Below are 15,927 nucleotides of genomic sequence, written 5' to 3' on the forward strand. Positions count from 1 at the left end.
GTCCCAATGGTATTCAGTCCTTGTAATTAGACACATAAAACATCCTCGTAATACCCCCACTGCACAGAGCAGCTCCCTAGAGTTTTTTTGACCTTAGCTAGTCAGGTCATGAGTTCATGTCTAATTCTTTGCATCGAAATACACCTACCTTGAAGGCCACGGATCCTCGCGGACTGGCTGTACGTACCGTTGAATATCACCGCCAGAGCGTGACCCAGGCTCCGCAGGCACGGGTTACCCGACAGGTTTTTGGGGCCAGTGGTTTTTTGTCCAGTCAGTGGGACCCGCGGCAATGTGCGCGGGGATCTGGCGGTGTGGCATCGCAATCGAACATTTTCAGTCTGTCGGGCGAGACGGTTCGCACCGAGAGCGCCGATGCCGGCTGGCGCCTGATATTACGCGGCGAAGCGGGCCAGCCGTTGCACACCTGGGATTCGCGTCAAGCCCATCAGGAGCAACGCTACGACCGTCTGCTACGCCCGGTGGCAGTATTTGAACAGACTGCGAATGAGCCACGGCCGCGTTGTGTAGAGCGCCTGGCCTATGGGGCAGCCGAGGTGGCCGGCAACCGTTGTGGACGGCTGATTCGTCACGCGGACCCGGCCGGTGTTGTGTTGATGGATGAGTACGGGATCGGTGGGAACGTCATCAAGCAGACTCGACGGTTTCGCATGGACACTTCGGCAGTTGACTGGCCATCGAGCGATGACAATCAAGCTGAACAGCTGGAAACCAAAGCCCATACCACGACCTGGCGCTACGATGCCTTGGGGGCGCTGCTGGAGCAGATCGACGCCAGGGGCAATCGCCGGCACTGGCGCTATGGGCGGCAAGGTTGGCTGCAGGAGGTTGCGCTGACCCTGCGTGAGGGCACACGCCAAGTGTTGATGAACCAGCGCGTGTACAACGCCAGCGGCTTGGTGGAGTCCGAACGGCTAGGCAATGAAGTCACCAAAGTGGCGAAATACGCCGCTGAGGATAATCGTTTGCTGCAGTTGACGGTGTATCGCAAGGGCGAGGCTATCCAGCCTTTACAGGACCTTGTGTACGAGTACGACCCGGTCGGTAATATCCTCAGCCTCAGCGACCAGGCCCAGCCGACTCAATGGCACAGCAATGCGCGCATTGATGCGGTCAGTCGTTACCAGTACGACAGTCTTTACCAGTTAACCCAGGCCAGCGGTCGGGAAAATGCTGTTGGCAGCGGTGGTCAGGCAGCCCCGGGGCGGGTGGCGTTTGGTGCAACCGGCGACGGACTCTGGCGCAATTACACCCAGCATTATACCTACGACGAGCATGGCAACCTGACACGCCTGCGCCATGTGGCGAGCAGTGGCGCAGGGTATACCCGGGACATGAGTGTAGCGGTGGGCAGCAATCGCGCCTTGTCGGTCACTGACGGTGCGGCGCAACACTGGGCGACGATGTTTGATGCCAACGGTAACCAGCAATCGCTGGGCGGCGGCCAACGGTTAGGCTGGAACGTGCGTAATCAACTCACCCATGCCACCCAGGTGCGGCGTGAACAGGGTGATCCTGATGTGGAAAATTACCTCTACGACGGCCAGGGCCAGCGGGCTGCCAAGATCAGAAGCCAACGGGTCGCGGGTAAACCCCATACGCAACTGACGTGCTACTTGCCGGGTTTGCACCTGCATGTACAACCTGGCAAGCGTTTGAACGTGCTGGAGATTGATACGGGCGGCGGTCGTGTCACGGTGTTGCAATGGGAGCACGGTCGCCCCAGTGATATGAGCGCCGAGCAGTTGCAATTCAGCATCCTCGATCACCTCAGCAGCAGTTTACTGGAGCTGGACGAGCACGCGCAGTTGCTGAGCCAGGAGCACTACTATCCGTATGGCATGACGGCGTGGTGGGCTACCAACGATACGCAGCGAGCCAACTATAAGGTTCGCCGCTACGCGGGCAAGGAGCGCGACGCGACAGGGTTGTATTACTACGGATATCGGTATTACGCGCCGTGGCTGCAACGCTGGATCAGTCCGGACCCACTGGGTGACGTGGACGGCTTGAATCTGTATGCGATGGCGCTGGGCAATCCCTTGCGGTTCAGGGATGTCGATGGTGGGCAAACGTTGTTCGGCGAGCAATTCCAACCAGGTCGAGGCGATATCCTTTTCGGCTTGGCGAATACTGTGCGTAGCTATCGTAGCTTCTGGTCGAAGCTGACAGCACGTGGGGACATCATGGCCGCCTATGTCGGAATTGATGAAATAGGGCCGGCAACAGCGGCGCTGGCAGAAAGCGTCAGTGCGCACGTTCGGTACGGGCTCGGCAGGATCAGCCAGGCCAGGTACAGGCAAACGATCAGTGAGCAAGGCGTACAGGTCGCACAGCAGTTCTATGGCGCTGTTGTGGCGAAGTATTCGGGCTGTACATCGACCACCGCCAACCGGGAGTTCGCGAAGAAATTTGTCAGTGATCTTGCTTCTGGCGACTATTCATTCGAGCGCACCCTTGAAGACTACATAGACGTGGACTTGATTGACTTCCAGCATAAGCTGGTCAGCCGCATCAGTAAGTCGGCCTTGAAGACCCTGACGGCTCCTGAAAGCATGCGCCATGTGCATTTTGCTCTTGATGATCTGGACCTGAATCGGGTAATCGATAAGTCCCAGTCTTCTGCCACAGGTTCGGAACTGCGCTGGCTTTATCGGCATCGACAGCAACTGGCAGGCCGCGTGACGTTCTATCGGCATCAACAGCGGGTCGATGCGCCTTGGGAGTCCAACTCGTCCGCGTGGCGCAGCTATAAACCCGCCAGTTCCAGGGCTTCAAGGCGGGCGGTACGCTGATTGAACGAATCACCGTGGCGGTGACTCAGCGGCATCGGCCACGGTGGTTACATGCTTAAGGTTTAGAGGTTTGCCCTGCCGGAGGCGGCTCCCAGGTATCGTTTTCATCCTCGCTGACGGTGTACCAGGCCCAGTAGGTGGTTTGTCGCATTCCCCCTCGGGCCGTGAGAGTACGGACGGGCCGCCCCAGGGCGTCATGAAACTGTGTGTCGCTGTGCAGCAGGGGGTTACCGTCGATGTGCCTATGGTGGTCGGCGTAATAGGTGCGATACACCCGAATAATCAGCCCCCTGGGGCTGTATTCGGTGTGCTCGTTGACGCACCAGCGTGGGTCAGCCTGAACCGTCTGGAGGGCGCCGTTTTCGACCCTCAGGTCACCCTTGTCGTCCACGGCATAGGCCGGCCCCGGCTCGGCTTTCTGTTTACTTTGCAAGATGCGGCCAAAGCCGTCCTGGGCGACCAGGGTCATGTGGATGAGCTGTTCCTGATCGTCGGTATAGCGATCAGCGGCCAACATCAGGCTTCGTGCGGGTTCGCGCCTGATCTTTTGGATCAGGTCAGCCAAGGCTTTCTCACTCGCGCTCAACGTGCTGGCCTTTTTTTTCAAGCGCAACCTGGCGGTGGCGCGTATGTGCCCGTCGGGCAAGAGGTAGCGCTGAGTGACCCAGTCCGCCTGCCTGTCTGCGGTGGCGATCGAGCCCATCCAACTGAACGCGTCGTAGAGCCAGGCTTTGGCCGCTTCGCGCAGGAGGGTTGCGGGTGTTTGAATTGCGAGTTCAATAGGTGTGTCTAGCGGCCTGCGATACGCTGACAATTGCCCGAAACCGATGGACTTTCCCGATTCTTGCCCTTGAATGCTGGTCGCGATCAAACGACCGAACCCATCGTAGAGGGCTTGCTCGGTCGTGCCGTTGGGATCGGTGATACTGATCGGCTGCAGCAGACGGTAGTCGTGCTGGACGCGGGTGATGCAGCCGTCGGGTTGTTTCACCTGGATGACCTGAAGCCCGTAAGCGTCATAGGTCAGCGTGGTTTCGTTCTCGGCCAGCGTCAGGCGCCAGGTGCGTAAGCGATAGAAGTGCTTGGCGTTGAAGTAGCGTGGAAACTGACGGCGGATCGACCAGAGGGAAGGCGCTTGGCGTTCCTGATCATTGGCATGGAAAAACACCGCCATGGGGCGATAGCCGATTCGGCGCAGTCGGCTCGGAAGGTCTTCGGCGGGTTGGCCCGGCATGTCGGGAATGTTCTCCAGCGCCTGCAGCGCGTCAGGGGCCAGCTCCGCGGTTTCTTGATAATCAGCCAGCCCCTGGAAGGTTGCAGTTCCAGGGGCCAGGGTCAGCCCCTTGCCGCCCGGTTCACGATAGTACTGGATCGACAAGCCGCTCAGCTCGCGTGGTGCTCGCGGCCCCAGCGGTCCTGACAGCCGGTTGATCAACGTCTCGTAGTTGATCGCCGTCGTGTTCAACCCGGCAGGTGGCTGGCCGTTGGGCAGGGTCCAGGCGTTGTCGCGTCGACGATAGGGCAAACCCAATCGCCATTGGTCGTCGTTTGATAGATGAATCCATTGCGCCAAGGTTTCGCTCAGGTAAAAGACCTGCTGAGCCGGGTCGTGGGTATCACGCCACCATTGTTGCTGATGCTCATCCTTGAGCAGTGCCGGAGGCGCATCGCGGGCTGCCTTGCGCCGCGCGCCGTGCACAGTGACGTTGTGGACCAGGCTGCCATAGGCGTCCCAGCGCAGGTTGACCTGGTGTTCGCAGACCGGATCATCGGGCACCTGTTCGTATTGATAGTGTACCGACTCCAGCGTCAGCGGCAGCATGCGTGGCGTGGGGTCTGAGCCAGCCTGGGGCAACCGACGGACCAGATAGCGGTACTGCTGCACCGAGCTGGGTGTGCGCTTGGCCGAGTCAAGGTCGAACACCTCCACCCGTACCGGCAGGCCCCTGAGCGCGTAGGCTGCCGCCCGCACTTGCGGTGGCGTGGGCGACGCAATCAAGCTGTCGTGATGGTCTGTCGGTTGCGGCTGTTCGGGTGCATCGTGTATCGCCAGCAATGTGGGGCCGAGTTTGGTGGCGTCGGCGTCATGGCGGCTGTAATGGTCCTGGGGCATGTCCAGCGCTTGGCCGGTGTGAAACCAGCGCTTGGTTTGCGAACCTGCTACGGGAACTTCGCTATTGCGGGTTTCTTCGTCGGTTTGCAGCAACAAGCCGAAACCCTGGAAGGCGCGCTCATCGGCATCGTAATACGCCTGGCGGTAGCTGAAACGCTGAGTCAGCCGCTGATGACTGATCTCATCGCGCCATTCCTGGTGGTTAATCAGGTTGAGCGCGAATGGCAGTTGGCTAACGGCAGGCTTGTCTTCACTTTGATATTGCTTTTTCTCGTCCAGCCACTCCTGGGCGCTGCTGCGATAGCGCACCTCGACTTGCGCGCCGAGGTTGTTGTTAGTGCCGCTGAGCAAACAGGGCTTGCGATCAAAAAAATCGTAGCGCCAATGGCGCGGATGCGGGTGCGTGACGCTGATGACCAGGCTGGCGTAACCATTGCCTTGCAGGTCCGCCACGTTCACCTGGCACAGGGAGTCGTACTGTACGCCGGATGGCCACGGTAATACCAAGGGGGTTGTGGCAAAGCCATTGCCGCCCTTATTGGTGAAAATGCGTACTTCATCGGTCGTCAGGTACAGCAGGTCGCTGGCACCGCAGCCATCCAGATCGGCCAGCAATACGTTGGCGGCGTTGAAGGTCGTTTCTCTGAAGGGCAGGGCAGCCAACACTCTACCCTTGGCGAACCGCCCATGGCCCAGATTGGGCCAGCATTTGATTTCGTTGTGACGGATACGCACCAAGTGCTGCTGGCCGCTGCCAAGTATGTCGCTGAAGCCGACCCAGTCGGCGGAAGAACGGGTGAAGGACGGCAAGTCGTCGCCGTCAACCCTGTGCGCCTGCTCGACGCCCTGTCCGAAACCGCTTTGCCGATTGGCGTACAGGCGCACGCTACGCGGGCCCACGAGCGTGAGATCAGCCAACCCGCTGCCCATCAGGTCGGCAAATATCGCATGGGGGTGCAAGAACTCCACCGGGAACGCGTCGAACCGTACGAAACCCGCTTCTTTGCGTTGAGGGGCCAGGCTGAAGAAGCCGCTCATACCCGGTCGGGCCAGCACCCATTCCAAACGTCCGTCCCCGTTTATATCAAGCAAGGCCTGATAGACCGGGCGTGAACGGTCTGCCACCGCAATAGCAGGCAGTTCTTGAGGGGCAGCGTATGCCACTTGATCGCCTGTGGACGCCTCGGCTCGCTGAGGTGCGCGGTAATACCAGGCTTGATCACCGCGATACAGGATCCCCGGCACGCCTTCGCCGTATAGATCCACCAGTTGATAGCGCTGGCCGTCATTGAGACTCGGCACGTCAACGAAACGCTGGTAGCGCCGGGTATCCAGTTTCAGGCCCGAGGATTGATACAGGTATTCTTGCGGCGGCAGGCTGGTGAGTGTTCCTTGGGCATCAACGGCCTGCTCGTAGACCGCGAGCAGAGTGTTGAGCCCGTTGCGAAAGGTGTGGTGTTCGAGCCTCAGGCGCCTGACCAGTATAGGGCTGGGCCCCATGTCGGGCTCATCCGCAAAGACGTGAAACATCAGGATTTGCCGGCATAGGCGCAGTGTTCGTAATTCAAAGCCAAAGATGAAGTTGGAAAACGCATCTTCGCGTGAGAGCCACGGGGTGAGGGCCTCATAGGAAGGCAGCGCGTCGCTGGCGGTGGTGCGTTGGCCATAGTCGAACAGCAAGTAAAAATGCCATGCCTGACTGGAAAGGTCGTCGCTTTTGAGCAGATACAGTGTCTCTTTTTCCCTGGCCTTGACGTTGCCATAACACACTTTATGCAGATAACGCTGGGCTCGGCAGTCATGGGGGGCAGTGCCGGTATCGGTAGCGGTCTCGGCCAGGTACTGGTAGCCGATATGCTCGCCATGGGCGTTCAGGCTTTCCTCTAGCAGCCATTGCGCCACATGGCTCAGGTTGTCGGGATCAGCGATGCGCGCCGCGTAGGTTTTGCCGTACACATGCCGGCTGCCGTCAGCCGCCTGGATCAGCCAGAACCCGGCGGCGTCGCCGTCTGAGTGCCAATGCTCGATGCGCTCGAAACGCCGTTCGACCCTGGGAAAGTAGCGCGTGACGAGGTAGCGGCGACCCAGCGGCACCTGGTCAAAATGGTCACGCTGCGTCTGTACAAGCGTGCCCTCAGTGGTGCGCTCGGGCATCCAGTGCTGTGCATCCGGGCCCTGGAACGTATCGGCTGCGGTGTAATGGGGGACGCCCTGCTGGGTGCGCCGTGTGACGGCACCAGGCTTGACGTCCCAGCCAAAGCCGAACGCACTGTTACCCGCCGTGCTTTGATAGGTCAATGACAGCGTGGGTGCATAACCACGGCCAGTGGAAATCGGCAACGCAACCTCGAAGGTCGCCGTACCATCGGTGCTCACGTTGCCCCAGCCTTTGGCGACCCCTTCGATGACGGTGCCGGCATTGGGCAGCGAAGGCACCTTCAGGGGCGATTCATTCGCTGGGTTGCTCATGTATCGCTCCTGCCAGGCCTTGCGGTATAGCGCACATGGACAATGATGTCGGTGATGGATTCAAGCAGGGCTTTTTGTTGCAGCGGATTGGTAAAGTTCAAGCGCCAGCACGACACTGCCCCGGTGTATTCAAACGGCAGGTAACGTGGATCGTTGTCGAAGTTGAGGGTAAACAGGCCGTCGTCGTCCAGCCCGCGTGACAAGGCGATTTGCTGGTGTGCCCTGAAGTCGGTCCTGGTGGTGCCGTCGGGCATCTGGATTTCATTTCGGGTCTGGGTCAGTGTCGCCTTGATGTCTTCATAAGGTCCCAGCAAGGCAGGTAGTGAGACGCTGACGTGCTTGATCCGGCGCAGGGTGTGCCCAGGGTAGTCCTCATCCAGCAACGCTTGAGTCAGGGCGAAACTGATCGTACCGCTGCTTACCAGTTGCGCCTTATGCTCAGCCCAGGTTTTGGCGGGAGCGGTGATTTCGGCTGGGCGTTTGTCGGTTGTGACCAGGCACTCGATCAGGCGATGGCGCAGTGACACGGTTTTGCTGATTTCCAGCTCGCGTGGTGTGTGTTGCAGGTACGCGGTGTTCATTTTTACCAGGTTCAGTTTCAAGCTTTCGGCACTTAACAGTCCGCGGGATGTGTGATGCCAGGCCCCAGCTTGAAAGAACTGTCGGCTGTCGGCGGTCTCATACTGCCAGCAGGCTTCAGCGGCCAGGCAGAGGGAGTGGACGCTGTCATACAGCGCGTAATAGAAGGTGCTCAGTTGTGCAGTGAGCCATTGATAGAGTTGTGCTCCGGTAAAGCGCATGCCGAGCATTTGGTAGGCGGACTTGGCTTGGGCCAATGCGGTGCGGGCGCTGTGTAGTTGCAGGCGAGTGGCTTTTTCCTGCTCGGCATGCACCAGCAGCAGGGTGTCGATCTGGGCCAATTCAAGGCGGGCCTGTTGCTCGGCATGGGCCCACTCCTGAGCGCGACGATTTAACTGTTCAGTGCGCTCCAGGTCATTACCGTTGGCGCGAGCGGTGTTGGCTTCGCCCTGGGCGAAGGCCTGGAAGGCATGGAACGCGCCCTCAAAACGCATGCCACCGAACGACGTACCGAAGATATTGGGCGCGAGCATGGCGGCCCCGGCGCCCATCCCGGCAATCGCGACTTTTCTCTCCCACGCGGCGCTCTCCAGATAGTGCTGGCCGGCCGAAATTTCACCGGTGCTGACACCTTCACGCAACTGACGCGTCACGAATTCCAATCGCCCCTCGACGATTGCTCGGCTGCGGCGCAGCGCGTCTTTGTTTTTTTCATCGATGGCCAGGGCCTGGGTCTGCTGGGTCAGCACCAGTTCGGCCAACTGCCAGGCGTTTTGCTGTTGCACCTCAAGGTAGTGCGCCTGTTCCTTGCGCTCGATCAGCGTGAGCAGCGTATTGCCGAACTGCGCCAAGCTGTCGACCGCACTCAAGGCGTGCCCCAGCATGACCTGGAACCGGTAGTGACCCACTTCAGGACGGCTCGGTAGATAGGCACTGGCGCCACTCGCAGCGCCCTGTGCGTTGCGCGTCAGCAACGCGGCAGGTGACAAGGGGGGCGCAAAAAGTGTCTGGCGTAAAGGCTTGCCCGAAATATCCAGATGATGGCGTAGCCCGTGCAGGCGACTCTCCAATGTGTCCCAGCGTGCTACCAGTTGCGTATTCAACGGCCGGTATAAATAGGGGCTGTCTGTAAACCAGGCGTGTTGCCCGGTGAATTTGCACTGCTGGGACAATAGCGAGGTGTATTCGGGTTGATGTTCCAACCGGCGTATTGCCTGGGAGGATGTCGTCGCCAGTGCGTACAGATCACGCGACGTCCAGGTATCGGCGCGCGTGACCGTCGGACGCATGCCGAGCAGGTTCTGCGCCTGGATGTACCAGAGTTTGGCTTCTGCCAGGCTGTCGGGGCTCAGTTGGCGATAAGCCGCATCGCCCCGGTTGATCAAAATATCCACATTGAGGTGGTACAACGCTTTGCGCAGGTATATCGGAAAACTCAGCGCCCGGTAATGCGGGCTCTCGGGGTGTTGGCAGGCGTAGCTCAGCTCCACGGGGTGGCTTGGCAGCGCGCCGAGAGCCCCCTTGTTCGGGTGGTGAGGGTCAAGCAGGTAGTGCAACCAGGTTTCGGCGTAAGCGTATTGCTGTTGCTGGTTGAAGTAATGGGCGATGGTCCAGGGTAAATAGATAAACAGTTCGCGCAGACTTTTACCGTGGGCACCCTGAAAATCCAGAGGATCGGGGGAGGCACCTGCGTCCAGCGCCGGTTCCGTCCAGTCCTCGGGGGATCGTAAAAATGATGAGTCGAAGCCGAGCGTGGCAGTCTGGGTCAATTTACTCGCAACGGTGGTATTGAGCCGGATTGCTGGGATAGCCGGGGCGAAGCTTGTGGAAAAATCAATGTACTCGGTTGTCTCTCCGGTTTTTTGCTGCTGGCGCGTGATACGCGGGGAATGCGCAGACTTGTCAACGGCAACGGATGTGGCAAGGGAGCATTTGACTGCCTTGAGCGCGTAGCCGAGAACCTTCACCTTATTCTCTTGGCTCTCAAGCGTGATGACCCCATGGATCACCGTGATGGCTGAGGCGGGTTGCTCATTGGGTAACGTTATCCGTGTACTCGCCAGGTGCCCGGCTGCTAATTCGGGCGAGGCACCCGCCAGACTTTCGTGTTCGGTGTCCGTGTAGTTAAGGATTTGGGCGGTGTTGTTGTTGATGGCTTGCGGAGTCGGCACGTCGGTGAGTTTGGACTGCATGATGACGTGCTTGTAGAAACGCAAAATGGGCGCGGAAGTGTGGGTGGACTCTAGCCTCACGTCGTTCACAAAGTGCAGTTTCTGGTTGGCGGTCTCGTCACCGGGCAGGTTATAGCCGCTGTAGCGGTCGAGGATCGTCAGGAAGGGATCCTGATAATGGGTATATAAGTGCAGGAATGCATTTTTTTTGAGAAGCTTCCCGGCCAGGGAGAATTCAAAGGCGGTATAGGATTGACCTTCATACCCTCTTCTCAAGTCTTTCCTCGTTACCGTCTCTATTTTGTCGAGGCTGAACAATATGGAGCCTCTGTCATAAATGGCGTTGGAATAGCTTTTTCCGGTCCTGGGGTTTTTGAAAAACATCGAGTGATACGTAGCCTTCACTTCGGGGAATATCGCGCAGTCGATCCTCAGGACTGAGCCGCTGATGAGTTCAACTTCGGATAAAGTCGGGTCATGCAACGCAGAGTTGGTGACCAGGGTAATGCTCACCTGGGCGTAATGGGAGGCAAGGGTGATGCTGTAAGTCTGCAGGAAGGGCTTAGCGATTTTCGAGGTAAAGACGAACTCGTTGGTGACGGGATCAAAATTTGTGGTGGCAGTATCGGTAGCGACTATATCGGTGCTTTTGGATTCAAAGTTCCACTTCTGTTGATCCTCTATCTGGGGGGTGTGAGCTTCCAGGACTACCGTGCTTTTGTCCTCTCCCTGCGCTACGTGAGTCTTGAATTGTAAGTTGTCCTTGTTTATATCGAAAAACAGACGGAAGTATTGGTGGGCGAACGAGGGGAGCACCACGCTGGAAAATACGTTGTCCTGATCGACGCCGCCCAACAAAGCGGTCTGCAGTGGCGTATTTTTTGTGGACTCATAGGCTTCCAGCAACCTCACGGTTTCCTGCGCAACTTCTGAACCCGGCACGATCTTGTATCGGCCAGGGCTGCCCGCACAAGCGACGATTTTTATCCCTAATGACTGATCGACACTGATGGCTTGGAAGAACTCGCCCATTTGGCCGCTGCCATGATTGAGCGTATTGGCCGTTATACCCAGGAACAGGGTGTGAGGGGAACGGCTATCGACCACGGCAATGGTCTGCGTGATGCTGATTAGTTGCGCCGACGTGAGCGCGTTGATGCTGCGCATAACGCAGTGCTCTTCCAGGCCCGTGTGCGGAAGGCTCCAAGTGCCATCCAGTTTTTTATAGGAGAAACACAGGCGAAACTTCACGAACCGGCTGTTCAGCCACTCAGCCTGGCGTTGTTTTTCGTCGTAGTCATCGTTCTCGTGGTCACCATTGCCGTTTCCCGGTGCCTTGAAAGATTGGTAGGGGGCGGGCTTGATGCTCTCGGCCCAAACAATGAACAACCGATGATTGAACATCACGGGGCGGATACTGTGGGCGGGCGTATCGGCGCAAAACGTCAGGTTGAGGGGTGTCCAGTCTGTCCAGGCAAGGGGCGCAGGTCCCTCGGGCTTGACGGTGGAGCGTTTGGACAGGTCCAGCGAACGCCAGTAATAGAGCTCATCGCTGGTGGATTTGCCGACGAAGTAATAGGTGCTGGTATCCCACTGTTTGACATTGCCATCGATGTAGCCATTGAGCGTCTGAATGTTGGCGACCTCTTCGAACCGTGACAGGTAGCCTTGTACGGCGTTCTGCACGGTGTCGGGCTGGATTCGATGCTGGTTGAGCTCGTTTTCCAGTTGCTCGAAGCTCTGGCTCTTGTCCTCGCGCAGCGTGGGGTCGAGGAAGTTTTGCGGGTGATAGCGCAGTTGCTGGCTGGCGCTCCACAGGGGGTAAGTGTGCAGGGAGTTCTGCCAGGCCAGGGTCTCGTGAGACGACATGCCCTGGGTTTCATAACCTGGTTCGAGGCCCGAGTGAATCCGGTTGATGTAATGCTGCAGGCTGGTGATCGCACTGGCGACCGGGCTGGTTGGCACCGCTTGGCTGACTTGTACGTCCAGTAGCCAGTAGTCGTACAGGTCGCTGGGTGCGCGCAACGAGTCTTTAAGGGCGGGGCTGATGCAGTGAGCCAGATAGTAGCTCAGCATGGCATCACGCCAGGCTTCATTGAGGCGCTGGTCGAGGGGCTCAGACATGGTCATTCCTTGAGTCTGCTGGTAGAGAGTAAGCCGTTATTGATGTGCGGCGATGATGGCTTCGCCCACGAGCTTCCATTGACTGAAATCGCTGGCGTTATCCAGTTCGCTGGTGTTGAGCAGCGTTTGGCTGGAGAGCCGGGTGATGGTGCAGGCTTGTCGACAGCGCATGATCCAATCCAGTTGGTCCATGGACTTGACCGTGCCTGTGGGCAAGGTCTCAGTGAGTACCCGCAGTTCTTTTTCGTCCCACCCCAACCATTGGCTGAGCGTGGTATCGAGGGGTTGAGGCCCGTTGCTGTTGGCGCTCTGGAAGTACGCCAAAAGGCTGTCCTGCGCCAGGCCATACGTATCGCAGCAGTCTCTGAAACGCTGCAAAAGATAGAGTGTGCCCAGGCTCAGCTCGATCAGTCCTGTGGGTGATTTTTTGCTGTCAAGCCAATGGGGGTTGATCAGTAATTGACGCAGTGAGGCGCTGTTGACCGGCAACGGCAACAGCGTGGTGATATCCGGCGCCAGCAGGATCAGGTGTTTGGGCTCAGTCTGCGTTTTTTTGAAATGCAGGTTGTAGTAGAGCTTAAGCTCATTGCTGTAAAGGGCCGGCGCCGGGTGTTCCAGGAACTGTTGGATGCACGCCTCAAGTCCCTTTGGCAGTAAGTCGACCCAGCGCTTGAGCGCTGGGTTATCAGTGGCGGGTTCCAGCAGCAATCGCTGGCGCAACTGCGTTACGCTGGTGTTACTGTCCCTGAGCCAGGTGACGGCCCAGTCCAACTGCATGAGTACATCGAGAAAGTCTTTCTCGGTGCTCAATGTGGGGGTGGCCAGCTTGCTCCAGGTGGACGGGCCGAGCAGGTCGGCCAGCTGTTTGCAGTGCAGCACAGAAAGGCCGAAAACCTGGGCGATGCGTGCCAGCCGATAGATCCGGGAGTATGTGACAAGGTTCCTGAGGACAGGGGTGGGGAGCACGTCTGTCAGCAGTTGCAGCGAATCCGGGGTGTCACTCAACGCCAACGCGGCGCAAAGCTGCTGGCGGGTATGCGAATCGAAGACTTGGTCGTCCAGCGCCAGTGGTCGCCCGGACAACAGTGTGCGATTGAACACCTGATCGAATAAGGGTTGCTCGTTGGCGCTGGCCTGTACGGGCAGGCGATCCAGCCACGCCGCAAACTCCAGCGGCTTGAGCCGGTAGCGCCCACGGAGGTAGCGGTAGACACCTAGTGCGCGCAGGGTGGTGTGGCTTATCTGAAGAGCGGCGTTGGCGGTGCCCTCAAGCACCATGGCGTTGACGATCAGCGTATCCAGTTCGGCAAACGGTAGATCGACCCACTTTTGCAGGCGGATCATCCGATGCAGACGGTCGAACCGGTCGGGGCTGGTATTGAGTAGTGTCGCAATTTTCCCGCCGTCGGCGTGGCCGACTTCCAGCTTGGGCAGACGGTCTGTGCCATTGACATAGCGGGCACCATAGATCAGCAACGTTTGTTTAGGCGCCGAGCGGGAGGCATGGGGGGCGAAACTGTTTTGCGCCAGGAGGGCTTGCAACTGGGTACTGTCCAGCGCCGTACATTTCAAAAAGTCGTCAAGGTTTTCTGGTGCACGGGATCTGCCAAAGTAGGTTTCAAATAGTGTGCTCTCCGTGACGGGCGGTTGCGTCAACAGCTTTTGCTGCTGCGGATTCAGTTCGCTTAGCAGGCATTGCGCGTCACCATTGCGCTTTTTGACCGTGCCGTACAGTGCGTTGCCGGCATCGTCAAACGGCAGCCGCTTGCTGAGTCGATAATTCAATTCGCCCAAGGCGTGTTGGGTTCCCGACAGCCCCAGGCGGCATTGCAGGTGATGATGGTGGTAAGGCAGCGTCAAGGGGTAGTGTTGCTTGCTGAGCAGCAGGTGCAACTCTTCTTGCGGGTGATGGTGTTTGATCTGGTTGCGCAACAGGTCATCGATCAGCGTCAGCAGCGGGCGCTGGGCAAAGGTCGTGTCGTGGTCAATCAGTAAGTTTTTCAGGTCCGGGCGCCGCTGGCTCAGGAGGATTTTGTGTTGCGTTCCCGTCCCGTTGTTTTCAAGCTGAGTTGCAAAAAGAAACAGTGTGCGCAGGTAGGCAACCGGTGAGTCGATAGCGGCGATGGCACCGGGATGACAGACGTTCCCCCAATCCTCGTTGAGCAGGCTGGGTACGTTGGATCCCAGGTCGCGTTTGCTACGCGTGGAGGCTGGGGGGGCGTTGACTGGTTGTTGGTCGTACAGCCATTGTAATTGCGTGGCGTAGGACGACGCGTTTTCGTAAGCGTGGGCGCCATCGTCATCATTGTAGCGGGCCAGTTGACGGATGAACTCGGCCTTGGGCAGCTCGACGATGTCGAAGACGCTGGTGAAGCCTAGTTGGTTCATGGCGCTGGTGAAGTCGACCTTCCCAACACCTGGAGGGGCGGGCCGTTCCACCAGTCTGGCCAATAAAGAACGGTTTGAAGTTTCCATGTCATCGATCTTCCTGTGAGCCCAAAGGTGGATCCAATGGACGACGCAAGACGCTATCACGCAGGCTGTACGGGCCGAGGTCAGCCAATGCCGTGAGTGAGCCAGGGAAATATCGGTGACTGAGTGTCGATGCAGTGGTGATGTGGTTTTGCTAGAATGTGCGCCGCGCGGCTTGGCCTGCATTTTTCTGCATCCGGTTCACCCCTTACGAGGGTAGCCACCTGGAGACAACACCCATGACTCAACCAATTGTCGTGGCGGCACTGTATAAGTTCGTCACCCTCGAAGATTACGTCGCCCTGCGCGAGCCCCTGTTGCAGGCGATGGTCGACAACGGCATCAAAGGCACCTTGCTGATCGCCGAAGAAGGCATCAACGGCACCGTTTCCGGCAGCCGCGAAGGCATCGATGGCCTGATGGCCTGGCTGAAAAAAGACCCTCGCATGGTCGATATCGACCATAAAGAGTCCTACTGTGACGACCAGCCCTTCTATCGCACCAAGGTCAAGCTCAAGAAAGAGATCGTGACCCTGGGCGTTGAAGGCGTCGACCCGAATAAGAAGGTCGGCACCTATGTTGATCCGAAGGACTGGAATGCGCTGATCAGCGACCCGGAAGTGCTGTTGATCGACACCCGTAACGACTACGAAGTGTCCATCGGTACCTTTGAGGGCGCAATCGACCCGAAAACTACCAGTTTTCGCGAATTTCCCGACTATATAAAAGCCAACTTCGACCCGGCCAGGCACAAGAAGGTGGCCATGTTCTGCACCGGCGGCATTCGTTGCGAAAAAGCCTCGAGCTATATGCTCAGCGAAGGCTTCGATGAGGTCTACCACCTTAAGGGTGGGATCCTGAAGTATCTTGAAGAAGTCCCTCAGGAAGAGACTAAATGGCAGGGCGACTGCTTTGTGTTCGACAACCGTGTCACCGTACGCCACGACTTGAGCGAAGGCGACTACGATCAATGTCATGCCTGTCGCACGCCGGTGAGCATCGAAGACCGCGCATCCGAACATTATGTGGCCGGCATCAGTTGTCCCCATTGCTGGGATAAGCTGCCGGAGAAGACCCGTCGCAGCGCGATCGACCGCCAGAAACAGATCGAACTGGCCAAGGCCCGCAATATGCCGCACCCGATTGGCTTCAACTATAAGCAAACCCCTTCCGAGGCTTGAGC

The 15,927-nt window shown here is 58.3% G+C and carries 5 protein-coding genes; 2 read left to right on the forward strand and 3 right to left on the reverse strand.

Annotated elements, in window-relative coordinates:
• Positions 1-314: 314 nt before the first annotated feature.
• On the forward strand, positions 315-2,816 hold the full coding sequence (locus QZR30_RS22010; protein ID WP_311904155.1) for an RHS repeat-associated core domain-containing protein: 2,502 nt from the start codon (positions 315-317) through the stop codon (positions 2,814-2,816).
• A gap of 55 nt (positions 2,817-2,871) precedes the next feature.
• Here the strand turns inward: QZR30_RS22010 and QZR30_RS22015 are convergent, their stop codons facing one another.
• The 3 genes from QZR30_RS22015 to QZR30_RS22025 are packed head-to-tail and all read right to left on the reverse strand — an operon-like array spanning position 2,872 to position 14,747.
• Positions 2,872-7,398, reverse strand: a complete 4,527-nt coding sequence (locus tag QZR30_RS22015; RefSeq protein WP_311904157.1) for a SpvB/TcaC N-terminal domain-containing protein — start codon at positions 7,396-7,398, stop codon at positions 2,872-2,874.
• Positions 7,395-12,272 carry a neuraminidase-like domain-containing protein gene (locus QZR30_RS22020; protein ID WP_311904159.1) on the reverse strand — a complete coding sequence of 1,626 codons (4,878 nt, stop codon included), beginning with the start codon at positions 12,270-12,272 and terminating at the stop codon, positions 7,395-7,397. Before QZR30_RS22020 ends, QZR30_RS22015 begins: the two co-directional genes overlap by 4 nt.
• Before the next feature lie 36 nt (positions 12,273-12,308).
• Positions 12,309-14,747: a Tc toxin subunit A gene (locus QZR30_RS22025; RefSeq protein ID WP_311904161.1), complete on the reverse strand. Its 2,439-nt coding sequence runs from the start codon at positions 14,745-14,747 to the stop codon at positions 12,309-12,311.
• Between the two features lie 236 nt (positions 14,748-14,983).
• On the opposite strand from QZR30_RS22025, the gene trhO reads away from it, so the two are divergent.
• On the forward strand, positions 14,984-15,925 hold the full coding sequence (trhO, locus tag QZR30_RS22030) for an oxygen-dependent tRNA uridine(34) hydroxylase TrhO (RefSeq protein WP_043047608.1): 942 nt from the start codon (positions 14,984-14,986) through the stop codon (positions 15,923-15,925).
• Positions 15,926-15,927 lie beyond the last annotated feature (2 nt).

Source organism: Pseudomonas sp. rhizo25, from assembly GCF_031931935.1.
Taxonomy (GTDB): Bacteria; Pseudomonadota; Gammaproteobacteria; order Pseudomonadales; family Pseudomonadaceae; genus Aquipseudomonas; species Aquipseudomonas synxantha.